The 23382-nt window shown below is 44.2% G+C and carries 21 protein-coding genes; 5 read left to right on the forward strand and 16 right to left on the reverse strand.

Annotation, left to right across the window (positions count from 1 at the left end; genetic code table 11):
• The coding region (locus CWO13_RS22865) for an Ig-like domain-containing protein (RefSeq protein WP_258186401.1) at nt 1-1463 on the reverse strand (1463 nt) is incomplete at its 3' end.
• 403 nt (nt 1464-1866) lie between these two features.
• Here CWO13_RS22865 and CWO13_RS22870 point away from each other — a divergent pair.
• The 4 genes from CWO13_RS22870 to CWO13_RS22885 all read left to right on the forward strand — a co-directional run bounded on the left by CWO13_RS22870 (nt 1867) and on the right by CWO13_RS22885 (nt 6468).
• On the forward strand, nt 1867-3174 hold the full coding sequence (locus CWO13_RS22870; RefSeq protein WP_080967393.1) for a TolC family outer membrane protein: 1308 nt from the start codon (nt 1867-1869) through the stop codon (nt 3172-3174).
• Nucleotides 3174-3791: an OmpA family protein gene (locus CWO13_RS22875; protein ID WP_048659436.1), complete on the forward strand. Its 618-nt coding sequence runs from the start codon at nt 3174-3176 to the stop codon at nt 3789-3791. The genes CWO13_RS22870 and CWO13_RS22875 overlap by 1 nt, the downstream gene beginning before the upstream one ends.
• A 136-nt stretch (nt 3792-3927) precedes the next feature.
• Nucleotides 3928-4278 carry a DUF2750 domain-containing protein gene (locus CWO13_RS22880; RefSeq protein WP_017062305.1) on the forward strand — a complete coding sequence of 117 codons (351 nt, stop codon included), beginning with the start codon at nt 3928-3930 and terminating at the stop codon, nt 4276-4278.
• Nucleotides 4279-4440: 162 nt separating this feature from the next.
• On the forward strand, nt 4441-6468 hold the full coding sequence (locus tag CWO13_RS22885) for a diguanylate cyclase (protein ID WP_108083510.1): 2028 nt from the start codon (nt 4441-4443) through the stop codon (nt 6466-6468).
• Here CWO13_RS22885 and queC read toward each other — a convergent pair.
• Together queC and queE are read right to left on the reverse strand one after the other, a co-directional pair.
• Entirely contained in the window at nt 6428-7123 is a 696-nt protein-coding gene (gene queC / locus CWO13_RS22890; RefSeq protein ID WP_017063822.1) for a 7-cyano-7-deazaguanine synthase QueC, read from the reverse strand. The two genes, CWO13_RS22885 and queC, sit on opposite strands and share 41 nt — an antisense overlap.
• Before the next feature lie 58 nt (nt 7124-7181).
• Nucleotides 7182-7850 (reverse strand): 7-carboxy-7-deazaguanine synthase QueE, encoded by a 669-nt coding sequence (gene queE / locus CWO13_RS22895; protein WP_307862871.1) that lies wholly within the window; start codon nt 7848-7850, stop codon nt 7182-7184.
• A 185-nt stretch (nt 7851-8035) separates the two neighbouring features.
• Here queE and CWO13_RS22900 point away from each other — a divergent pair, with 185 nt between their 5' ends.
• Entirely contained in the window at nt 8036-8845 is an 810-nt protein-coding gene (locus CWO13_RS22900) for a Cof-type HAD-IIB family hydrolase (RefSeq protein ID WP_107899516.1), read from the forward strand.
• A gap of 77 nt (nt 8846-8922) precedes the next feature.
• On the opposite strand, the gene CWO13_RS22905 is transcribed toward CWO13_RS22900, so the two are convergent.
• The 13 genes from CWO13_RS22905 to CWO13_RS22965 form a co-directional block, all read right to left on the reverse strand.
• Entirely contained in the window at nt 8923-10335 is a 1413-nt protein-coding gene (locus CWO13_RS22905) for a bifunctional NUDIX hydrolase/phosphatase PAP2 family protein (protein WP_107899515.1), read from the reverse strand.
• Nucleotides 10336-10407: 72 nt separating this feature from the next.
• Complete coding sequence (locus CWO13_RS22910) at nt 10408-10887, reverse strand: GNAT family N-acetyltransferase (protein ID WP_107899514.1); 480 nt, start codon at nt 10885-10887, stop codon at nt 10408-10410.
• Between the two features lie 203 nt (nt 10888-11090).
• On the reverse strand, nt 11091-11492 hold the full coding sequence (locus CWO13_RS22915; protein ID WP_017062298.1) for a glycine zipper domain-containing protein: 402 nt from the start codon (nt 11490-11492) through the stop codon (nt 11091-11093).
• A 238-nt stretch (nt 11493-11730) separates the two neighbouring features.
• Nucleotides 11731-12177, reverse strand: coding sequence for a hypothetical protein (locus CWO13_RS22920; protein WP_107899513.1), 447 nt, complete (start codon nt 12175-12177; stop codon nt 11731-11733).
• 148 nt (nt 12178-12325) lie between these two features.
• Entirely contained in the window at nt 12326-14230 is a 1905-nt protein-coding gene (locus CWO13_RS22925) for a propionyl-CoA synthetase (protein WP_108083511.1), read from the reverse strand.
• 118 nt (nt 14231-14348) lie between these two features.
• Complete coding sequence (prpF, locus tag CWO13_RS22930; protein ID WP_108083512.1) at nt 14349-15521, reverse strand: 2-methylaconitate cis-trans isomerase PrpF; 1173 nt, start codon at nt 15519-15521, stop codon at nt 14349-14351.
• Between the two features lie 9 nt (nt 15522-15530).
• Nucleotides 15531-18155: a Fe/S-dependent 2-methylisocitrate dehydratase AcnD gene (gene acnD / locus CWO13_RS22935; RefSeq protein WP_108083513.1), complete on the reverse strand. Its 2625-nt coding sequence runs from the start codon at nt 18153-18155 to the stop codon at nt 15531-15533.
• Between the two features lie 101 nt (nt 18156-18256).
• Nucleotides 18257-19471 (reverse strand): bifunctional 2-methylcitrate synthase/citrate synthase, encoded by a 1215-nt coding sequence (gene prpC, locus CWO13_RS22940; protein WP_108083514.1) that lies wholly within the window; start codon nt 19469-19471, stop codon nt 18257-18259.
• A 146-nt stretch (nt 19472-19617) separates the two neighbouring features.
• On the reverse strand, nt 19618-20514 hold the full coding sequence (prpB, locus tag CWO13_RS22945) for a methylisocitrate lyase (RefSeq protein ID WP_017082680.1): 897 nt from the start codon (nt 20512-20514) through the stop codon (nt 19618-19620).
• A gap of 96 nt (nt 20515-20610) precedes the next feature.
• On the reverse strand, nt 20611-21330 hold the full coding sequence (locus CWO13_RS22950; RefSeq protein ID WP_108083515.1) for a GntR family transcriptional regulator: 720 nt from the start codon (nt 21328-21330) through the stop codon (nt 20611-20613).
• A 314-nt stretch (nt 21331-21644) separates the two neighbouring features.
• The gene (locus CWO13_RS22955) at nt 21645-21950 is read right to left on the reverse strand and encodes a hypothetical protein (RefSeq protein WP_241902263.1); all 306 of its coding nucleotides are present in this window, start codon (nt 21948-21950) and stop codon (nt 21645-21647) included.
• Between the two features lie 187 nt (nt 21951-22137).
• Entirely contained in the window at nt 22138-22917 is a 780-nt protein-coding gene (locus CWO13_RS22960) for a winged helix-turn-helix domain-containing protein (protein WP_017107116.1), read from the reverse strand.
• A 274-nt stretch (nt 22918-23191) separates the two neighbouring features.
• Nucleotides 23192-23382 (reverse strand): IS3 family transposase (locus tag CWO13_RS22965; RefSeq protein ID WP_146164388.1); only part of this gene is annotated, 191 nt, incomplete at its 5' end.

The following is a 23382-nucleotide window of genomic DNA, read 5'->3' on the forward strand; positions in this document are numbered from 1 at the left end:
ATCACGGTCGTGCCGTCTAGGTTCTCGTTGTAGCTGAAGCTGTATTCACCGTCGTCGTTGGTCCCAGTGAACTCCGGCGCGTTGTCGTTCTCGTTGGTCAGGTTCAGCGTGATGTCCGCTGTATCGGCATTCACACCATCTGTCGTTTCTACGGTCAGTACGATTGAGGTCGCGCTTTCGTAGTCCACCTTCGTGGTATCTAGCACGGTGACCTTACCGGTGTCCGGGTCGATGCTGAACGCGCCGTCTTCACTGGTCGTGCTCTTCGTTACGCCATCGCTGTGCACGAAGGTGTATTGCAGATCTTCACCATCCAGGTCGGTATCGTTGCCTGTGCTCGCTTCTTGTACGTCGTACACTTCGGTGCCGTTCGCGATGCTCTCTGACACGTTATTCACGGTCGCATCGTCGATTTCCGGCGCGTCATTTACCGTATTGATATCTACATCAACAGTAATAGTATCCGTTCCACCCTGCCCGTCATCAACCACAACAGTAAAGCTATCGCTGCCGTTGTAATTTTCGTCCGGCGTGTATGTCCAATTACCATTTTCATCGACAACTACAGAGCCATTTGACGGTTCTGTCCCTTTTGTGAATGTTAGCGAGTCGCCGTCTGCATCTGTCGCGTTTAATGTTCCGCTTACTGGGGTATCTTCATCTGTAGTTACAGAAACATCTTCACCGACAGGTAGGTCATTAATTGGAGTAACACCGATATTAACGGTTATTGTATCTGTGCCGCCTTGGCCGTCAGAGACTTCTACCGTAAAGCTGTCATTACCGTTGTAATTTTCATTTGGGGTATAAGTCCAATCGCCATTTTCATCGATAACGACAGTACCGTTTGAAGGTTCTGTCGATTTACTGAATGACAGAGAATCACCATCTTCATCTGAAGCCGACAAAGTGCCACTGACTGGCGTATCTTCATCTGTCGTAAATGATACTGTGTCACCAATAGCGTCACTATTTGAATCGACAAACAGTGGGTTAGTATTAGGTTGAGCTGCGGCAGGCTCAATGAGTGAACGATAAGCATCAAGTAAGCTTAAACTTTGAGTTCGAGATAAGCCCAATGATTCGAAACCCGTAGTAACGAACTCTGTACCAGGAATAGTTTCTTCACCATCACGTTCAATAGTTCCGCTAGAAGCCAAACTTGAACCGTTTTGACCTGCTGCCGTTGCGAACTCCTCACCTAGCTCGGTCGGGTCTTGACCTTCTTCTAATGCTGCAAAGATATTCGCGATATCTTGGTCGAGCTCAATTTCGCCTTCTTCTGATGAGAAGCGTTTTGCCGATACCTGAGGTTCATTGGACCCGTTCTGAGATTCAAGAACGACATCCCCTGCTTGTAGTGGTTGGCCTTCTTCTAAGACTTTAATCGTACCATCTACCGAGATAACAATGCGCTGGCCAAGTGCTAATGCACCACCCAAATTCAATGTTGTCATGTCCATATAAACCCCTAAAAAAGCATTTCTTGTCATTAACGTCAAAATAGTGACATTATATTTATAATATTAGTTAAAATATAACACTTAAAGTCATATAATTCCTAGTTATGAATCTAGTATTTAACAACTCGAGTGACAAGCTAATGACGGTGATCACATCGCATAACAATCTTAGTGCTCACACCAGCAATATAAGTTATTGTGTTTGCGGAAAATAATAGATTTAAAAACGTAAGATTGACGCGTATAAAAACACCATAAAACGCACGTTGATCGGTTAACATTTTGACAACCATTAGCGAACGCCAGCTTAGCGATCGTAATTTTTTTGGCGGTTCATCTAAATTTCGTATATAACAGCACAAACTCAAGACTTAGATGCGAGCTAACTTTAGGGAGATGCACATTGAATAGGCTTCAAAAGACAACATTAGGGTTAGCTATAAGTATGAGCTTACCGACGACAGCACAAACCCTAGAGCAAGCCGTTGCGTTCACTTTAGAAAGTAATCCTGAAATCAAAAGTGCTTATAATGAATATGTCAGTAAGCGATATCTGAATGATGCTTCTGGCGGTGCTTATCGTCCAAGTATAGACTTGGATGGAGGTATTGGTTACGAGCATACCGATCTAGCAACTAACTCAAGCACGACCGATCTGACTCGGAAAGAAGCGACAATTACGTTAACCCAACTAATATGGGATGGCGCGAATACATCAAATGATATCGATCGTACCGCGGCTGATGCAGAATCTGTGCGCTATCAATTGCTATCAAATGCACAGGACATCGCTTTAGAAGTCACAAAGGTCTATCTTGATGCAGTGAAAGCCTATGAAGTGCTGTCACTGTCAGAAAACAACCTCGCGACACACAAAAAAATATACAGTGATATCCGCAAACGTGTTGAATCAGGCATTGGATCAACCGCAGATATGTCACAAGTAGAGGCACGTATTGCGAAGGCACACGGGAACTTACTTGCTGCGCAAAATAATCTTTTTGATACCCATACTCAATTTAAAAGGCTTGTAGGCCAATCTCCGTTAGGATTAACCTTCCCTCGTGCAGATGCTGGCGCAATTCCTTATACCGTCGATGGCGCACTAGCGAAAGCGTTTAATCAGCACCCAGTTATTAAGATTGCACAAGCGGATGTGGATTCAGCGAAATTTCAGTACAAACAATCTAAAAGCACCAACTACCCGACCGTCTCTTTTGAAGCGGCTCAAACCTGGCGTGATGATGCCGGTGGTACTAAAGGTAGTAGCGATGAGTTCTCAGCAATGGTTCGTTTGAGATATAACCTCTATAACGGAGGCTCAGATCAAGATCGTGCTGAAAGTGCCGCTTACCAACTCAATAAAGCAAAAGACCTACGTGAGAGCACTTACCGCAATGTAGAAGAGAGCCTGCGTCTTTCATGGAGCGCTCTGGATTTGACCGTTCAGCAAAAAGAGTTCCTATCTGACCACGTAGACTCGGCATCAGACACGGTTATCTCATATGAGAAACAATACCGCATCGGTAAACGTACCCTTCTCGACTTGCTTAACACTGAGAATGAATTGTTCGAAGCTCGTAAAGGGTATTTGGATGCCAAGTACGACGAACAATACGCGAAATACCGAGTAATGAACGCAACAGGAAACTTGTTGACCGGACTACGCGTCGAAACCCCTCAAGAATGGAATGAAAAGGTAGAATACTAATGAAGCTGATAAAGACTGTATTTCCGCTTTGTATCATGGTTGTCTCTGCCAATGTTTTAGCTGAAACAAGCGATGAAGAATTTGAATATCGAGCTCTTCCTGAGATCACACAAATTTATGATCTCGAAGATGATGATAATGATGGAGTAATCAATGCTAGAGATCTATGTCCCGATACGCAAATGGGTGCTGAGATAGATAACGACGGTTGTGGTTCATATTTCGAATCTTCAGAAAAGAAAGAGCTCCACATACTCTTTGCTAATAACTCTACGGAGATCAACCCGGTTTTCTTAGGGCAGATACGCCAAATGGCTGCGTTTTTGAAGCGTTACGAGAGTACATCGATTGAATTGCAAGGTTATGCCAGCAAAGTAGGTAACGCAGCACACAACCTAAAGCTTTCAAAAGAACGTGCATCGCATGTCAGACGTGCGCTGATCAGCAACGGTATTCAGCCATCTAGAGTCAACATTGTCGGTCATGGTGATTCTGAATTCAGCAGTGATGATACCCAAATCAATCACGCACTACATCGAAAAGTTGTCGCTTCCGTTGTTGGATTTAAGGGTAATATCAAAGAAGAATGGCACATTTTCACCAAAATTAAAAAGTAAGCTCTCCCCTGCTTTTACCATACTGAAACGTTATCTTAAGTTAACGTTTCAGTATGGTGATAATTCCTTGAATAGCATATACCTAAGCCGTCTATAATGTTAATCTTGCCACGTTATCAACATAGAGAATTAATCCATGAGCAAACTAACAGCTGATACTCAAGCAAATCTAGAACTTTTCGTTTCTGAAACACAGGAAACTAAACTGGTATGGGGCCTTCGCAACGAAGAAGGTTGGCTAGCATGTGACTCAAGTGAATTCGAAAACAGCGAAGTGATGCCGTTCTGGTCTTCAAAAGAAGATGCTCAGACTCACAACGTTGAAGAGTGGGCTGACTTCGAAGTATTAGAAATTCCACTAGATATCTTTGTAGAAGATTGGTTACTAACTCTTGCTGAAGACGGCGTTCTTGTTGGTACTAACTGGAATGCAACATTAGAAGGCAAAGAACTTGAGCCTTCTGACCTAGCGAAATTATACATCTAATTTCTGATATCGGTCGCGCGAATCGTGCGCCCGATATACCTCTGATTAGTATCAACAAATTAGAGACCTACCTCGCATAACCTTATAGCTATAGAATTCAAAATTTGAAGCAATATCAAACTAATAATAGAATATCGTTCTTTATCTGATTGATAGTCTCTTGTGATTCACTCCTTTTTTGTTACCTTTCTGCTATTCATTAGCTTTTGTTCTTATAGCCAAGTATTACCGTCAGATCGTGACCAAAACTCATCAATCTATGCTTCCCATTTAAGCCCTACTCCTAATGCTGATTGGAACGCGCTTTATCTTTCTACTTTAAACCACTCTCCTGAGCGCGCATTAAACATGTTGCAAACACGCTATATCGGGTCAACGAGTTACGGAGATAAGCTTTACCTTGCGTCTCTTCTCTATAAATACATGAGCCACCGAGATCAGCCGTTCTACGGAATCGCTTCAAACGACAGTGACTACCAAGCGATAGAAGCAGCGTTTATTTCTGCTCTTATGAAAGACGGCAAAGGCCAATATGAGGAAGCACAACAAGGCTTTTTAACACTTTTGGCGAAAATGCAATCTCGCAGCGATTTAGCTGGAAAAGCATTGCTAAAGTACCAGCTATGCCGATCACTTAACGAGCAAGCTAAATATCATCAAGCTAACTATTACTGTTCTGCGCTTCAATCAGATTTATATAACATCGCTGACCCAGTATTGCCAAAGTTTGGAACTTATCGAGTCATTGCAAACAATCACCATTTTCGAAGTGACTATCAAGCAGCACTAGATACCTACCTATCACTGATAAATGTCTTCCCACAAGGACATGATATTTCGGGAGTTTACAACGATGTAGGTAACTTGCTCAAAGAATTAAAGCAATATGAAAAATCGGCTGAGTATCTGCAGGAAGCTCTAACTCTCAGAGAAAACGCTTCAGATTTAATGAAAGCACAAGTGCATCACAGCCTTGCGGATCTCAACCTTAACCAAGAGCAAAGTGACCTAGCAATTCACCACTTTCAGACAGCAAGAACACTACTGAGCTCGTCATCACATAGCTACGGTATCGCACTAACAAGTCTTGGCTTAGGAAAAGCGTACACTCAAACGAAAGATTATGATTTGGCGAGAACCTACTTGGTCGAATCTCTATCGGCTTCGAGCGAACTGAGCAATGATGTCATTCGTATCAATGCTTACTTGGCTATCAGCGATATGTTTGAAGAACAAAAATTGCCAACGGAAGCGCTCAACTATGCTCAACAAGCGCTAGGATTAGCGGAACAAGTCGCAAGGCATAAATACATAGCGCAGTCACTTCTACAGCTTTCTGATATTAATCAATCACTCAGCGATTACCAACAAGCTTTCTATTTTTACCAGCGATACTCATCAATACAAATGGAAGCTAGAGACATCGACAATCGACTCGCACTCGAAGCCCTCGGCCTGACGCATGCCAAGTATGAGCAGGAACTTGAGAACTCTTTCCTGACACATCAGACGAAACTCGACCGCGTTCAAATTGAAAAAATGGAACATCAAAGATGGATGTACAACATCGTTGTTATTCTGTTGCTTTGTGCTGCAAGCTTTACGGTATTGGTAAACAAAACGGTTCGCGCAAAAGCCGCAATTGATGGCTTAACGAAAGCATATAGCCGAACTGAGATAATTCGAAGAATCAAAAGAGTGAAACGCTGTAAAGGGATGGAAAAACAGCATGTGCTCGTGCTGCTCGATCTAGATAAGTTTAAGAAGATTAATGATGAGCATGGGCACCCTACCGGTGATCGAGCACTGATCCATATTAGTGAGAAAATTAGAAAACACTTAGTAAATGGTGAATTGTTTGGTCGCTTAGGGGGAGAAGAATTTGTCATCATGCTAACCGATACCACACCAGCAGAGGTACGAGAACGCGTTGAAGAGTTACACTACGCCATTTCCAGCACTGTCTTCTTATCAGAAAGCAAAAAGTCACTTAATGTGACCGCGAGTTTTGCTTATCTAGCAACCTCAAACGCATTAAGTGACTTTGATGACTTGTATTCAGTGCTTGACCAAGCGCTCTATCAAGCCAAAAGCAACGGCCGAAACTGCATTATTGATGCCTATAACGAGCCGATTGATTTACCTGAGATTATTTATTCTCAGCCTGTTTGCGAACCAACTCAGCCATAATGCTTTCGCGATCACCTAGGTAATCGTTAAGGCCAACTTTACGTAGTTCACATGCCGGGCAATCGCCACAGCCATCACCAACAATGCCGTTGTAACAAGTCAGTGTTTTGTTTCTAACAAGCTCAAGTGCTGAGTACTGGTCTGCTAGCGCCCATGTCTCAGCCTTGTTTAACCACATTAGCGGTGTTTTGATATCAAGCTGCTTATCCATACCTTGTACAAGTGCAGAGTTCATCGCCTTCACAAAGTCATTACGGCAGTCAGGGTAACCAGAAAAATCTGTTTCACACACACCTGTAATCACGGTTTCAGCACCGATTTGGTAAGCGTAAATACCCGCTAGTGTTAGAAATAGAATATTACGACCAGGAACAAAAGAGTTTGGTAGTCCATTCTCTTGCAACTCATGAGACACAGGAATATCGTCGCGAGTCAGAGAGCTGATAGCAAGTTCATTCAACAGAGTCACATCCATCACTTTGTGCGCTTTAACACCAAGTTCTTTCGACAATGACTCAGCAACTTCAATTTCGAGTCTATGGCGCTGACCATAATCAAACGTAATCGCATGAACTTCATCATACTCTTTTAATGCTTGAACAAGACACGTTGTTGAGTCTTGACCACCACTGAATACTACAACTGCTTTTTTCATCTTAAATCCTTACGAAAAACTTCTACTAGCGACTTATCTTGCCCAGTAAAAATACAACCTATGCGATGCTCAAATATTTGTGAGTTTGTATTGATAAGCGCCAATTGCGCTCAATGCAGGTATCAATACAAAGTTGAGTAGCGCGGTCTTTTTGGCTAATTGGTTGCAGAGCGATAACAGTGTCGCTGGGAACCGCAGCTCGATCCAATAAACCGTCAAGTTGTTCGATATCTTTGCTTGTACCTACTGGATGCTTAATTTCGTTAGCACGTTGTAAGGCGCTATCTAAGATTTCCAGTTTCGCTTTCATCGCCACCTTCGGTGACACCGTAACCCAAGTGTCAGGTGTGGCTTTTACTTCTGATGTTCCGCTAGTCTCAATCTGACAGCGACAACCGTGCTGCTCAAATGCTTCAGTAAGAGGAACAAGATCATAAATGCATGGCTCACCACCAGTAATCACAATGTGCTTCGCAGTGTAACCTTGCTTGATATATTCATTCACGATTCCTTGAGCATCGATTGCTGACCAAGTTGGTGAATCTTCTGTCTTAACCATAATATCGCCAAGGCTGGTCTCATCTTCTGGCAACGCTTCCCAGGTCTGTTTGGTATCACACCAAGAACAGCCCACAGGGCAAATTTGCAGACGAACAAAAACAGCGGGAACGCCAGTAAACACGCCCTCACCCTGAATGGTTTCAAACATTTCATTAATCTTGTACAACTTTCCCTCAGCTCAATCATCAGATGAAATTAATCAACCGCAGACCTTAAAGCACTTCCCCCTTTTGGTCAAACAAATGAGTACCGATAAATGAGTTGATCAAAGCCCTAGCCTGAAGTTTCAAGTTCCCTTATCCTTTCGCCCATTAGATTTCGTTAGCTTTTAATTTTTTAGTAAGGAACAACATGTACAAACTGATTGCTCTTGATATGGATGGCACATTACTCAACAGTGAAAAAGTGATTTCTCAAGAGAACAAAGACGCGATCGCCAAAGCTCGTGCTGCTGGTGTGAAGGTCGTTCTGGCTTCTGGTCGCCCTTTGGAAGGCATGCAAAGCAAATTAGATGAGCTTTCAATTAACGGCGAAGATGACTTTGTGCTCTTCTACAACGGCTCTATGGTTCAGAACGTATCGACAAAAGAGGTCATTCACAGTGAGATCAGCAATGGTAAAGCCGCAAAAGAGATTGCAGCCCTCGCTGAACAGCTTGGTGGTTATGTTCATGCTTTCAGCAAGGTTCATGGTTTAATCACACCTGAGAACAACGAGTACACGGGTATTGAAGCGCGTATTAATGGCTTAGATATTACCGAGTTCGACTTTTCTCAATTAGAAGATGACCACGAAATCATCAAGACCATGATTGTCGCTGAACCCAGCAAGCTAACTGAAATCATCAGCAAGTTGCCACAAGAGCTCAAGACTCAGTTTACTATCGTGCAAAGTGCACCATTCTTCTTAGAGTTCCTAAACCCAAACTCAAACAAGGGTGTCGGTATCGAAGCCATTGCGAAACACTTAGGCATTAAAGCGGAAGAAGTAATCTGCATGGGTGACGCTGAAAACGATCACCATATGCTTGAATACGCTGGCCTTGGTATTGCAATGGACAACGCGATGGATGAAACCAAGAAAATCGCCGATCACATTACCGCGAGTAACGACGACCATGGCGTAGCCGTAGCAATTGAAAAGTTTATCTTCAACTCATAATCATTCGATTCTGTAAAATTAATACTAAAAAGGCTGTGCACTGCACAGCCTTCTCTTTTTTAAATGAGTCGTTTTACTTAATTTCTAGCCCAAGGCAGACGAAATGCCACCACACCAAACAGAATCAATATTGGGAAACGTAACGTTTCAATAATAAATGAAGCAATACCACTGAAAGAGACAAAACTTCCTGCCCAGCTAATCAGCAGATTTCCCGCTAACAGCATCGCCATCACTCCAACCACGATCTTGAATGAGAACTGACCGACCAAAGGTTTCGAGTCTGTTAACGTCACTAGGCATGCAATCGTCATCAAAATAGCCACCCAGAATGAGAATGTAGGCAGTGGCCATATCACCGTGAGAACAATCGACAATAAGCATAATGCCCACCACACGCCCTTAGAACTCAATAAAACACTAATATCAACATCTGGTTTTGCATCTAACCTCACGATGTGCCACGTCGTTAAGGCACCTAAGACGCCCCCCATTAATACATCACTAAAGAACGCACTGCCTGAATACGACTTAAACAGCATGATCCAAAGTAAGCCAGCAAGCACAATCAATATTGATTGTTTTTCTAAGAGACGCTTTATTTTCCAAAAGACTAACAAAGTTAAGCTCACCCATAAAGCAGCCAGTAAACTTGGAAAACTATAGCCACTGCTCATTACCAACTTCAATGTTGGCAAGTAGGCATGCGGGCGTGGAAAACCAAAACCTTGATGTGCGATCAAAGTTAGCAGTGTCACCGAAATCAAAGTGAAGCCAAACTTCAACGCGAAGTTACGACCAAAATGCCACACAATTAGCGGCAATATCACGATGAAAACCCAAGGCTTCGCTAACAAGTCAGTCAAAAGCACAGTATTCGCGAACACGCTCGGCATTCTATCGAACGCGTTTTGAAGTGAAACAATCCAGCTCAATTCAACTTGATGAACTTTCGGCGCCGCGCCCACCAGCTCAGTCACATAAGTCACCGGTTGATCTGTAGCAGATAAAAACAACTCGTTAATCTCTGACCATTGCTCTGGATAACGGTATTGGTTAGCTTGCAACTCAGTTGGCGGTAATAACATCGCTCGGCTGACTTCTACTCCGTAATGAGGTGCGAACCAAATCGGTAACTCAAAACCACCTAGCTCATTTCGAGCTTGATAGCTGATCACTTCAGAATCAGAGACACAATCAAACACAACGGCGCTATCGGTGTAACCCAGTACATCACCAACCGTTACCGACAAACCCGCCTCTTCCCACGTTTCACGTTGCGCCGCGACGGCTGGCGGCTCACCTGAAACCACAGTGCCTCCCGGTAGAGACAATTGACCTGTGATCAACTCATCAACCAACACGATTTGGTTATCAGCACGTACTACACACAAAGCGCCCGCGATATGATCGGGCAAAGTATTGTTTGCCCAAGCGGAAGTAGTACTCAAAAGAGACAGTATGAAAACTAATAAATATCGAATAGCCAACGAGTTTACCTAAAAATGAGAGAAAAAGTTAAAGACTGCTCTAGTGTAATCAAACACGCACAAAATCGCTGTCTACGTTTTGTGCAAAGCCTTCCTCATCCATTGAATGTGAGGTGTGAACCCCATTTTTTGATAGAAGTCCTTGGCAGGTGAATTAAAGTCCCAAACCTCTACAAAGACTTGTTCTACCCCATAATCATCAAAAGTACTTTCAACTTTGTTAAACAACTTTTCAGCAATGGATTCTTTTCGATAATCAGGTAAGACAAACAGCTCATCGACACTCCCCATCGGCACTGGTTTACTCACCGTTGAGATAAGCTCACAAAAATGTCCAGAGATAAAACCAACAATGAGATCGCCTTTTAATGCCACATAAACCAAGCATTCAGGATCATCTAAGTATCGTGCAATGCTTTTTTCCTGCTCAATCTCTTCTGCCGTTTTAAAGTGCTCTGGGCTAGCAAGGTGGTGGTGATGATGTAGATCGAACATTAACTCGTTAAGTTGTTCCAAATCCGTGTATTTTGCAGCCCTTAAAGTGACGTTCATGACTATTGCGCTTCTCAAACCAAATTAATATCTAAACTGAGTCTAGTTTACTTGCCGTGAGTATCTATACAAGTTATTGAATTAATTCATTGTTTGAAGTGCGTATTTTAGATACAAAAACGGCCACATTGCGTGGCCATTCTGTGTGAATCATTTTGAATTAAACGAATATCGAAGCTGTGGTTTTTGCTGCAGCTGTCGCTTTATGCACCGTTATCTTCTTTCTCTTCTTTGAGATCAGCAAGCTGTTGTTCTAGTTCAATAAGCTTAATTTCAGCCTCAACTTCAGCAACGCGCTTTTCTGCATCTGTGCGATTGTCTTGCGCTAGGCCATCGGCAGTAACTTGGGTTCGTTGTGCGTTTCTTGCATCGTCCGTATCTTTCATTGAACCAGCAACACCACCGGTCACACCGCCTAATGCGGCACCCTTCACGGCTAAACTCGCATCTCCAGTTAGAGCGCCTGCTGTTGCTCCTAATAAAGCACCACCTACAGCACCACGATTACGTGCAGCATTCTCATTTTCGTTATCCATTGCTGGTGATGCGCAACCAGAAAGAGTCACAATCAGTGTCGCTAAAAGAAAAGGTTTAGTGAATTTCATAGGAGTCTCGCTTAGTTCTTCGTTTGGAGTAAAGCCATCTTAAGCAGATCCGTTAATGAGATAAATAAAGCCACGTTTAGACGATACATCATGTTCAGCTATGCATTATCCAGCCATCGTATAACTACTTAATGATACATATCTTTGAGCTCGTTTTATCCTCACCAACAAAAAAGGCGACCAATAAGGTCGCCTCAATCGCTCGTTCTCTATAATTCTTGTCTTTCAGATGTAGCTCTTAGCCTTTGGACCAAAAGTTTTGCATGCTTTCTGCACTAGGTGGCGGTCTTACACCGCAGTCTCGATAGTGGTGTTTATCACCAATCCCAAGGACCTTGCCACTTTCCTCATCGATCATAGCAGCCACTTTTACCCCGTCTCCCACATGGCGAGTCAACACGACAATTTCACCGGCTCTTTCAGACCTTACCGCCCCCAAAATTTGATATTCGTAGCGGCCTTTCCTTGAATTAACGATCATCTTCGAGTTAATCGGGTCGGCTTCATACCCCACGCCAATATCAAAAACCGCTTTATAGAGATCGACGCCAGTTTTGGACACACACTTAAATACCTTGGGATGACTCAAGGGTTCTAACAACGCTCTGCTCGCTTCATCCTTTGAAATACTGGCACTAGCAGCGCCACTAACCAGTAAAGCAATCAACAAAAAGTAAGATCGCATAAAAAAGACCTCAATACGTGGGGTTCATAATGAGGTCATAGTAAACGCAATGGATAAACGGATGAATAAAGTAGAGTTTAGGTAAACCATCACGCTGGCTTATGTATTAATATACGAGCCGACGATCAAATTACCCAAACAGCTAAGCCTATTTGCCGAGCTTTTCAGCAATTTCCGTTAAGCTAGTCGGATCATCAATCGTCGAAGGCACCACGTACTGCTCACCTTCGGCGATCTGCCGGATGGTTCTGCGTAAAATCTTACCGGAGCGTGTCTTAGGGAGTCTCTCAACAACCAAGGCTTGCTTAAAACAAGCTACCGCGCCAATCTCATTACGAACCTTGCCAACCAACTCCGCTTGTAACTCAGTGCCATCGACTTTTACGCCATCTTTCAGCACAACTAAACCAAGAGGTAGCTGCCCTTTTAAGTCATCATGAATCCCGACTACCGCGCACTCTGCAATGGCTGGGTGACCACCAACGATCTCTTCCATTTCACCGGTAGAAAGACGATGCCCCGCTACGTTTATCACATCGTCAATACGCCCCATGATAAACAGATAACCATCTTCATCAAGGTAGCCACCATCACCCGAAACATAATAGCCCGGGAATTGGCTCAGATAGCCAGACTCAAATCGATCATGATTACGCCAAACCGTTGGCAGACAACCGGGTGGTAGTGGACGTTTAAGTGCAACAAAACCTTGCTGATTCGGCTGTGCTACTTCACCGAGTTCATTAAGAATCTCCACTTGATAACCCGGAACAGGTTTAGTGGAAGAACCCGCTTTCACTGGCAAAGATTCCAGCCCTGTCGGATTGGCAGAAATAGCCCAACCCGTTTCGGTTTGCCACCAGTGGTCGATAACCGGTTTATTGGTGTGAGATTCTACCCAATCCAACGTTGGCGGGTCTAAACGCTCACCGGCCATGAAAATCGACTTGAGCGATGTTAAGTCATACTTGGTAAGTAACTCGCCTTCGGGATCTTCTTTCTTAATGGCCTTAAATGCGGTTGGCGCAGAAAACAATACATCGACTTTGTATTCTTCACACACACGCCAAAACGCACCGGGATCGGGTGTTCGTACTGGCTTGCCTTCAAACAGAATCGTAGTACAACCATGAATCAATGGTGCATAAACAATATAGGAATGTCCCACGACCCAGCCGACATCAGAAGCTGCCCAAAATACACCATCTTGCGGCATATCGTAGATAGTGCTCATCGAGTATTTCATCGCGACCGCATGACCACCATTGTCACGCACCACACCTTTTGGCTTACCCGTAGTGCCTGACGTGTAAAGAATATACAAAGGATCGGTTGCCAAAACAGGAACGCAACTGTGCGGCAATGCATCGTTAACCGCTTGCTGCCAAAGTACATCGCGTTCATTGCTCAATTCAGCTAAAGCTTGCTCTCTTTGAAATACGACGACTTTCTCAGGCTTCCAACGACTGTCCATGATCGCTCTGTCGACCATAGGCTTATATGGCAGTACTTTATTTATCTCGACACCGCAAGAGGCAGTAATCAATACCTTCGGCTCGGCATCTTCGATACGAACGGCGAGCTCATGAGGAGCGAACCCGCCAAACACCACCGAGTGAACCGCGCCTAGTCTTGCACAGGCCAACATTGCCATCGCCGCTTCAGGAATCATTGGCATGTAGATAACAACACGATCGCCTTTAGTAACGCCTTGCATAGCTAGCATACCAGCGACTTTTGCCACTTGGTCACGCAATTGATTGTAAGTGTACGATGATTGAGTCCCTGTAACTGGAGAGTCGTAAATCAATGCCACTTTATCACCACGACCATTTTCGCAATGATAATCTAAAGCCAACCAGCACGTGTTCATCACCCCATCAGGAAACCAGCGCTCAATACCGTTATGGTCAGTTTGTAATATCGTTTTTGGTGACTCAAACCAATCTATCGCTTGTGATTGTGTTTCCCAAAACGAATTTGGATCTTCCCTCGCCCATTGATACTCGGTTATATAGTCTGTTTTTCTGTTCATTCGATTCGTAGCAGACATAGTGCCTCCTCCATGATTTATCCATTTCTCCAAGTGCCTAGCCTTTCGCTGTAGCACTTGTTAGCACTCTTTTCTCAGCGTTGTGTTCGTGAACATTTAACCGTTCACGACAATCGCTTTACTTAGGAAAAGGCACACGGATGGCACCTTCCATGATCACTCGGGCACTACGACTCATTATCGCCCTTTCTATTTTCCAACCGTTTTCGGCCTGCAAAGCTTTAGCTCCCACCTTTAAGGTTCCTGATGGATGGCCAAAGGTCACAAAATCACGGGAACCCTCACCGGCTGCCAAGTTCACTAACGTACCCGGAACACTCGCCGCTGAAGCAATGGCGACTGCAGCTGTGCCCATCATGGCGTGATGCAGTTGCCCCATAGACAAAGCTCGCACCAGAAGGTCGGTATCGTCAGCTAATACCGATTTACCACTTGAAGCTTGATACGCTTGAGGCTTAGCAACAAACGCGACTTTCGGTGTGTGTTGGCGTGAATCCGCTTGTTCTAAAGAATCAATCAGCCCCATTGCAACTGCGCCATGTGCTCGGATGGATTCAAGCAATGCCAAGGCTTTTGAATCGCTGTTGATATCCGATTGAAGCTCTGTGCCTTGATAACCCACCGATTCTGCATCAACAAAAATGGTTGGTATTCCTGCATTGATGTATGTCGCTTTGATGCAGCCCAATTCGGGAACATCTAAAAAATCGACAACATTCCCTGTTGGAAACATAGAGCCACTCGCATCGGCCGGATCTAGGAAATCAACTTGGATTTCAGCAGCTGGGAAAGTGACACCATCGAGCTCAAAGTCACCCAACTCTTGGACTTCCCCGTCAGCGATAGGTACATGAACAATAATGGTTTTCTCTATGTTCACTTGCCATACTCGCACCTCGACCACGCCGTTTTCTGGAATACGATTCGAATCGACCAATCCACTATGAATAGCAAATGGGCCTACAGCAGCAGACAAATTACCGCAGTTACCGCTCCAATCAACGAACGGCTTGTCTATTGCTACTTGACCGAATAAGTAATCAACATCGTGATCGGCTTTACTGCTTTTCGAAACAATAACGGTTTTACTGGTACTGGATGTTGCCCCACCCATACCATCAGTTTGTTTGCCATAAGGATCCGGGCTGCCAATCACTCGCAGAAGTAATGCGTCTCGAGCCTCTCCGGCAACTTGCGCAGCGTCAGGTAAGTCCTCTAGATTGAAGAAAACCCCTTTACTGGTGCCTCCACGCATGTAGGTTGCAGGCACTTTGATCTGTTTGATGTTCATAACCAGGTCCTACTGTGCGAGAAAGTCTTTGGCGAAACGTTGCAATACGCCACCAGCGCTATAGACATTCACTTCGTCTGCCGTGTCTAGTCGGCAGGTTACAGGCACATCCAGCTTTTCACCGTTTTTACGAGTAATGACTAGAGCCAAATCAGAACCGGCTTCAATGTCACCGTACACGTCGTAAAGCTCGGTGCCGTCCAGTTCTAAAGTATTTCGATCCGTTCCCGCTTTGAATTGCAGGGGCAGCACACCCATACCGACTAAGTTGGTTCTGTGGATTCGTTCAAAGCCTTCGGCAACAATCACTTCAACACCCGCTAAGCGCACCCCTTTGGCTGCCCAGTCACGTGATGAACCTTGTCCATAATCAGCACCAGCAACAACAATCAAAGGTTGTTTACGGTTCATGTAGGTTTCTATCGCTTCCCACATTCGCGTAACTTGACCTTCGGGTTCAACCCTTGCTAATGAACCTTGAACGACTTCTCCTGCGTCCTTCACCATTTCGTTGAACAGTTTAGGGTTGGCGAAGGTTGCTCGTTGTGCGGTTAAGTGATCACCTCGATGGGTCGCGTAGGAGTTAAAGTCCTCTTCCGGAACTTCCATTTTGGTGAGGTATTCCCCCGCCGCGCTCGAAGCGAGAATCGCATTTGAAGGAGATAAATGGTCCGTAGTGATATTGTCACCCAGAATCGCTAAAGGTCTCATCCCTGAAAGGCTTCGTTCTCCCGCAAGAGCCCCTTCCCAATAAGGTGGCCTGCGAATATAGTTGCTTTGAGGTCGCCAGTCATAAAGCGGTTCAGTCGTTACCTGTTCCTCGTCTGGCTGGAACATTTTCACGTAGATTTGTTGGAATTGCTGAGGTTTAACATGCTCACCGACAACGGCATCGATCTCGGCATCACTCGGCCATAAATCACTTAAGTAGATTGGCTTACCATTGTTGTCGGTGCCTAAGCTGTCTTTCTCGATATCAAAGCGAATCGTGCCAGCCAAAGCGTATGCAACCACCAATGGCGGTGAGGCTAAAAACGCTTGTTTTGCATAGGGGTGGATTCGACCATCAAAGTTTCGATTCCCCGATAACACAGCGGTTGAGTACAGGTCACGGTCGATGATCTCTTGTTGGATTGCATGATCTAGGGCTCCGCTCATACCATTACAGGTAGTGCACGCATAACCGACGATACCAAAACCTAATTGTTCCAATTCTGGCAACAAACCTGCTGACTCGAGGTAGAGCTTGGCAACTTTAGATCCTGGAGCAAATGACGTTTTCACCCACGGTTTACGAACTAATCCAAGCTGATTGGCTTTCTTAGCCACCAATGCTGCGGCTACCACGTTTCTTGGATTACTGGTGTTAGTACAAGAGGTAATTGCCGCAATGATCACGGCACCATCGGGCATTTGATCATCGCTGTACTGCTCTTTCCAAGATGCTTGGCTAATGCCTTGTTCAGCCAGCTCTCTGGTTGGCAAACGACGATGTGGATTGGATGGCCCTGCAAGATTGCGCTCAACCTTCGATAAATCAAACTCTAATACACGCTCATATTGAGCAGAGTCTAGATCGTCAGCCCATAGCCCGGTTTGCTTGGCATAGCGTTCGACTAGTTCAACTTGTTCAGGCTCTCGTCCCGTGAGTTTAAGGTATTGAATAGTCTGCTCATCGATGTAGAACATCCCCGCAGTCGCACCGTACTCAGGCGTCATATTCGATATAGTGGCACGGTCGCCAATAGTCAGTGCACGAGCACCTTCACCAAAGAACTCTAAATAACTAGAAACCACTTTTTCATTTCGAAGAAACTCGGTAATCGCAAGCACAATATCCGTTGCCGTTATCCCTTCTTGTCGTTGACCCGTTAGCTTCACGCCGACGATGTCCGGCAATCGCATCATCGAAGGCCGACCTAGCATCACAGTCTCAGCTTCCAAGCCGCCCACACCAATCGCAATAACGCCCAGGGCATCAACGTGCGGTGTATGGCTATCGGTACCAACACAAGTATCAGGAAACGCGATGCCTTCTTTAGATTGAATAACTGGAGACATTTTCTCCAAGTTAATCTGGTGCATGATCCCGTTACCCGCTGGGATCACACTCACGTTTTTAAACGCGGTTTTACACCATTCAATAAAATGAAAACGGTCTTCGTTTCTGCGCTCTTCAATCGCGCGGTTTTTATCAAATGCTTCGTTATCAAACCCGGCATGTTCCACTGCCAAAGAGTGATCAACAATCAGTTGAGTTTCGACCACTGGGTTCACCTTGGCAGGGTCTCCGCCTTGGTCGGCAATCGCGTCTCTTAATCCAGCCAAATCTACTAGGGCTGTTTGACCTAGAATGTCATGACACACCACTCGCGCAGGATACCAAGGAAAATCTAAGTCGCTCTTGCGTTCAATGATCTGCTTTAAGCTGTCTTCAAGGGTTTCAGGATCACAGCGTCTTACTAATTGCTCTGCCAACACTCGCGACGTATAAGGCAAGGTTTTATAAGCGCCCGGGGATAGTGCTTCTACCGCTTCGCAAGCGTCGAAATATTCTAAACCCGTTCCCGGTAAAACCTTTCGATACTTGTTTTCATCAAGCTCTTGGTTTCTTTCAAGTTTTACATCAGACATACATCCACCATTATCTGTTAAATTCTATTCGTTGGTTCCCGAGGCCTTATCACATGAAGATAACAGTCACCTCGAGATTTAAGTCGGCTCGATATAGAGGACTAACGTAAATGGATAGGTAGCCAGTCTTGGTGCTCTGGCCCGGTGTAGTCTGCACTTGGACGAATGATGCGATTGTTTTCTCTTTGTTCGAACACGTGTGCTGTCCAACCTGTGAGGCGGCTCATCACGAAGATCGGAGTAAATAATTTGGTTGGGATGTCCATGAAGTGGTAGGCCGATGCATGGAAGAAGTCAGCATTACAGAACAGCCCTTTCTCGCGCTTCATTACCGCTTCAACACGTTCTGAAACGGCATAAAGCTGTTCATCTCCCACCTCTTGAGCTAGCTCTTTTGACCAACGTTTGATTAAGGCATTTCGAGGATCACTTTCGCGATAAATGGCATGACCGAAGCCCATGATTTTGTCTTTGTTAGCAAGCATCTGCATGATGTTGGTTTCGGCTTCATCAGCGGTTTGCCAATCTTGGATCATTTCCATCGCCGCTTCATTCGCACCGCCATGTAAAGGACCTCTCAACGTACCAATCGCTGCGGTGACGCACGAATGGATATCAGACAACGTTGATGCACAAACACGAGCGGCAAAAGTCGAAGCATTAAACTCATGTTCCGCATACAGGGTTAGCGAGCAGTGCATCACCTTCTTATGAAGTTCACTAGGTGTTTTATCCGTTAGCATTTTCAAGAAGTAGCCACCCAGACAGGCTTCACTTTGATCTTCAGTATCAATTCGCACGCCATCATGGCTAAAGCGGTACCAATAACAAATAATGGCAGGGAAAAGCGCGAGCATTCGTTCAGTCGCGGGCAGTTGCTCAGAAAAATCAGTCTCTTGCTCTAGATTACCTAGCATTGAACAACCCGTTCTCATCACATCCATTGGATGAGCGTCTGCAGGGATAAGCTCTAGTGCCGCTTTCAAAGGTTGAGGCAAGCCGCGCAGACCAACTAACAAGGCTTTGTAGTCATCGAGCTCTTTTTCAGTGGGTAAGTGACCTCTTAGTAGCAGATGCGCCACTTCTTCGAACTGAGCATGATTAGCAAGGTCGGTTATGTCATAGCCACGGTAGGTTAAACCCGTTCCTGACTGGCCTACGGTACATAGCGCAGTGGTTCCCGCACTTTGGCCACGTAGACCAGCACCACCGATTGCAGGTGCGCCTACTGGTGTACTTGCTGTTTTTGCGCTTTGTTGTTGGTTTTCTGTTGAAGCCTTATCGACAGCTGCTTTATCACTCAAAGATACAGACATGGTGAACTCCTTTTCTGTGTTAGCCGCCTGCACTCTTTGGTGCTGCCTGTTTATGTGTCCGATGATCTTTATCATCGGTACTGGATATGGCGACTAACCATTTCACGTTATTGGATTAAGTTGATTTTTGATTAATTGAAACTGGTTTACCCTTCGCTTGAAAACAACTGATCAAGCTTATTCTCGTAGTCGTGGTAATTCAGGTGTTCGTAAAGCTCTTTTCGGGTTTGCATTGAATCCAACAGAGCTTCTTGATTGCCTTCAACTAACAAGTGCTTGTAAACATTCTCCGCCGCTTTGTTCATCGCACGGAACGCACTCAATGGGTAAAGCACCATGTCGACACTTGATTGGGCTAACTCGTTACAGTTGTAGAGTGGTGTTTGGCCGAACTCAGTGATGTTCGCGAGAATAGGCACGTGCTTACCCGTTGCAGATTTCAGCGCTGCCGAGAACTTCACGTATTGATCGAGTTGATTCATCGCCTCAGGGAAGATCATGTCTGCGCCCGCTTCAACACAAGCTATCGCTCGCTCAATTGCGCTATCAATGCCTTCAACCGCCAATGCATCCGTACGCGCCATAATCACAAAGCTGTCATCGGTTCTAGCATCGGTTGCCGCTTTGACTCTATCGACCATCTCTTGCTGACTTACAATCGCTTTATTTGGTCGATGACCACAGCGTTTCTGGGCCACTTGGTCTTCCATATGGATTGCTGCTGCGCCTGCCTTCTCCATAGCGCGAATCGTACGTGCAATATTGAATGCGCCACCAAATCCCGTATCGATATCCACCAGCAATGGCAGATCACACGCGTTGGTAATACGTTCAACATCCACCAACACATCGTTCAATGTCGTAATACCTAAATCAGGCAAACCATAAGACGCATTGGCGATACCTCCACCCGACAAATAGATCGCCTGATGCCCTAAGTTCTTTGCCATCATCGCGCAATACGGATTCACCGTACCGACGATCTGCAATGGGTCGTTGTCTTGCACAGCTTGTCGGAACTTAGCTCCTGCTGATAACTTCATAATGACGCTCCCTGTTAATTGTTTATTTCTAATCTTTATGACTACTGATGTTTAGCTCTCGCCAGCGAAGAACCGCTGGCAAATACCAGTCACCAGTTACTCAAGATCTTTGGATTGAATTTGTTGTTCTATAAGCAATCGGCTTCCCGAGATGTGTCGTCGCATTAGCATTTCTGCTAGCTCTTCATCACGGTTGCGAATCGCTTGTAAAATGTATTTATGTTCATCAAGCGCCTCTTTTGGTCGAGACTGTGCTCTAGGCGATTGGTAGCGGTACATGCGTAATAGGTGATAAAGCTCATCACACAGCAGCGAAATGAGTTTGCTGTTACGACTCGCTTTGATAATGCGGTAATGGAAATCAAAATCCCCATGTTGATGAAAATAAGAAGAGCCTTCGACTTCATCGATATGTTTAGAATGTGTCGACAATAAGCCTTCAAGCCCGATCAACTCTTCTTGTGTGATGTGTCTCGCCGCTAATCGAGCAGCCATGCCTTCCAATGCCTCTCGCACGGCGTAAAGCTCTAGCAGTTTGTCTGCCGAAAAAGTAATAACTCGAGCGCCGACATGAGGAATTCGCTCAATAAGCCCTAGCCCTTCCACACGCATTATCGCTTCACGTAATGGACCTCGGCTTACTTCAAAGCGTTTAGCCAGTTCAGGTTCCGAGATCTTACTGCCCGGAGCTAATTCACCGCTAACAATCGCCTCGACTAGGTATTCAGTCAGGCTTTCCGACTTGGTGTTTTCTTTGTCGCCAACACGAGTTTTCGTGTTTGCACTTAAGCTGAGATCTTTTATCGCAGTATTCATATTCATGCTGCTCACTTCTGATTGCCGAACCTTAATTGTCAACAATTCCATAACATGAACATAAAATACACGATTAAATTGTCGACAATCAAGCTAATTGTCGACAATTTAGACTAAGGTATAATTAAAAAAGGCAGTGCAAGATGAGCTTAGATTGGTGAATTATCGTTAGCAGAACCTGATGGTGTATTACCAGCGCCCCGAATCAAGTGAGAGTATATTGGGCTAAACAGTACGTATAGACACTTACCGTTTTACACGCTTTTCGACTACTGAAATTAACGGTCTACTCGCTTTAATCAGGTTATTGGGACTTATTGTGAACTGCGAGAACGCGATACCAACGTTGGGAACTCAAATATTCCCCCTTTGATAAGTACGATGTGTTGGCTAAAGTAATTCACGGCACTACTACTCACATCTCGGGTTCGTGTTTTCATTACGATGTCAGATGCCGTGAAAAACAACTCTTCAAAGTGAGGATCGGTTTTATGTTCAGTAAAGTCCTCTACCTCAGAATCATATAGACAGTACTCGAAAACATTTTTGTGTCTCTCAACCACTTGCGCTTCAGAAGTAAACAACACCCCATCGCCATTATTCGAAAAAGAGTAAGACATGATTGAAAAGTGCTCATCAGTAAAATTAGTCGAGCTTAATGTCTTGAGTTTGAGCCCGTTCTTTCTTTCAACGTACTGTTTATAGTTGTAGACAAAGCTTAAGTTGTGACGATTCTGATGCGTATAATGCCTAATAAAAGAAAAAAGCATAAAAACTAAACTTAACAGAAAGAAAAAGTGATACTTATTAAAATTTTTCAAGGATATTTTTAATTTTTTCATTTTGAGAGTGAACTGAGATTATATAGTTATTGGCATAAGAGTTTTGCGAAGTTTCTTCTAACGCATATGCGAAGTAAACCTTCTTACCATCAACTTGATAAAATAGCGTCATATTAGTATTCAATTGATTAATAAGATTCAATAATGACTTCGGTGCAGTATGATCCCTTAAAGTGATCAGGTTGATATTATTACCTGTACGACTCTCCAAGACCTGTAAATGGTAATCAGATGATATAAAAGAATCTTTCATATATGGGGAGATTTGGGACAAACCTGAGTAAGCAAAATCCTGGTACAAAAAGTAACCACCAACAGCAAAATTTAAACTAATAAAGAACGTTAATATAGGTTTGGCCTTACTGGATATCTTGCTTGTAATCTCCTGATATATGGGCTCTTTCTTTTCATGTTCTGGCTCTTCAGAGTCCAGGCTTATCAGTGTGTTATCGATAAATACATTCAGTTTCGTGTTTATGCTGTAGCCAACACCGCGGAATGCCGTAATTTCAACGTTCGCTTCTAGATCATAAAAGGCCTTTCTCAAAAGCGAAATACTTCGCTTTATCGACCCCTCAGTCACCACCTTGTTCTTCCAAACTGTATCTAATATGGTCGACTTTTCGACCATTTCTCCTTGCTTCCCCAATAGAAGAATAGCTAATTTAAACTCGTTATTATTGAGCAGTAATTCCTTTTCTCGATAAGTTATTTTATTTTTCCCACTATCAAATTCTACATTCATTGATAGAAAAGCCCCATTAAAGCATTAAGATTCATAAGATCACATTGATTGTAACAACAAATCAATTATACCCAGTAAGCAACTTGATAGACACACTCGTCCAATCAGAATTGAAATGAATCCTAGAAAGGATTTAATTACCCCATATCACTACGCAAAAATAGAGGAAAAAAGTTTACTATTTCACCTAATATTTCTTTGGTTTATTAAGAAAATAAAAGAGCCACCGTTTTATACATAAACTGAAGTGACCCCGTAAAGTTGGACATTTCTGTTAAGCGGCTTTCAAGGCCTGAGTTCGATATTCTATCGGAGTCAGGCCTTTTAGTTTCACTTTTATACGTTTGGTATTGTAGTACTCGATATACTCTTTGATTTGCTCTATCAGAGCATCTGCATCTTCAAAGCTTTGGTTGTGATACATCTCGGTTTTGAGTAAAGCAAAAAAGTTTTCAGCAACAGCAT

The sequence above is a fragment of the Vibrio sp. ZF 223 genome (assembly GCF_003050585.1).
Lineage (GTDB): Bacteria > Pseudomonadota > Gammaproteobacteria > Enterobacterales > Vibrionaceae > Vibrio > Vibrio crassostreae.

What these genes read in the sequence shown, in the direction of transcription:
- CWO13_RS22955 (WP_241902263.1), bottom strand. Translation starts at nt 21,950, where the DNA reads ATGTCTTACTCTTTTTCGAATAATGGCGATGGGGTGTTGTTTACTTCT.
- CWO13_RS22915 (WP_017062298.1), bottom strand. Translation starts at nt 11,492, where the DNA reads ATGAAATTCACTAAACCTTTTCTTTTAGCGACACTGATTGTGACTCTT.
- CWO13_RS22920 (WP_107899513.1), bottom strand. Translation starts at nt 12,177, where the DNA reads ATGCGATCTTACTTTTTGTTGATTGCTTTACTGGTTAGTGGCGCTGCT.
- CWO13_RS22925 (WP_108083511.1), bottom strand. Translation starts at nt 14,230, where the DNA reads ATGTCTGCTACGAATCGAATGAACAGAAAAACAGACTATATAACCGAG.
- CWO13_RS22960 (WP_017107116.1), bottom strand. Translation starts at nt 22,917, where the DNA reads ATGAATGTAGAATTTGATAGTGGGAAAAATAAAATAACTTATCGAGAA.
- prpC (WP_108083514.1), bottom strand. Translation starts at nt 19,471, where the DNA reads ATGTCTGTATCTTTGAGTGATAAAGCAGCTGTCGATAAGGCTTCAACA.
- CWO13_RS22875 (WP_048659436.1), top strand. Translation starts at nt 3,174, where the DNA reads ATGAAGCTGATAAAGACTGTATTTCCGCTTTGTATCATGGTTGTCTCT.
- prpB (WP_017082680.1), bottom strand. Translation starts at nt 20,514, where the DNA reads ATGAAGTTATCAGCAGGAGCTAAGTTCCGACAAGCTGTGCAAGACAAC.
- acnD (WP_108083513.1), bottom strand. Translation starts at nt 18,155, where the DNA reads ATGTCTGATGTAAAACTTGAAAGAAACCAAGAGCTTGATGAAAACAAG.
- CWO13_RS22950 (WP_108083515.1), bottom strand. Translation starts at nt 21,330, where the DNA reads ATGAATACTGCGATAAAAGATCTCAGCTTAAGTGCAAACACGAAAACT.
- CWO13_RS22880 (WP_017062305.1), top strand. Translation starts at nt 3,928, where the DNA reads ATGAGCAAACTAACAGCTGATACTCAAGCAAATCTAGAACTTTTCGTT.
- CWO13_RS22910 (WP_107899514.1), bottom strand. Translation starts at nt 10,887, where the DNA reads ATGAACGTCACTTTAAGGGCTGCAAAATACACGGATTTGGAACAACTT.
- CWO13_RS22900 (WP_107899516.1), top strand. Translation starts at nt 8,036, where the DNA reads ATGTACAAACTGATTGCTCTTGATATGGATGGCACATTACTCAACAGT.
- queC (WP_017063822.1), bottom strand. Translation starts at nt 7,123, where the DNA reads ATGAAAAAAGCAGTTGTAGTATTCAGTGGTGGTCAAGACTCAACAACG.
- prpF (WP_108083512.1), bottom strand. Translation starts at nt 15,521, where the DNA reads ATGAACATCAAACAGATCAAAGTGCCTGCAACCTACATGCGTGGAGGC.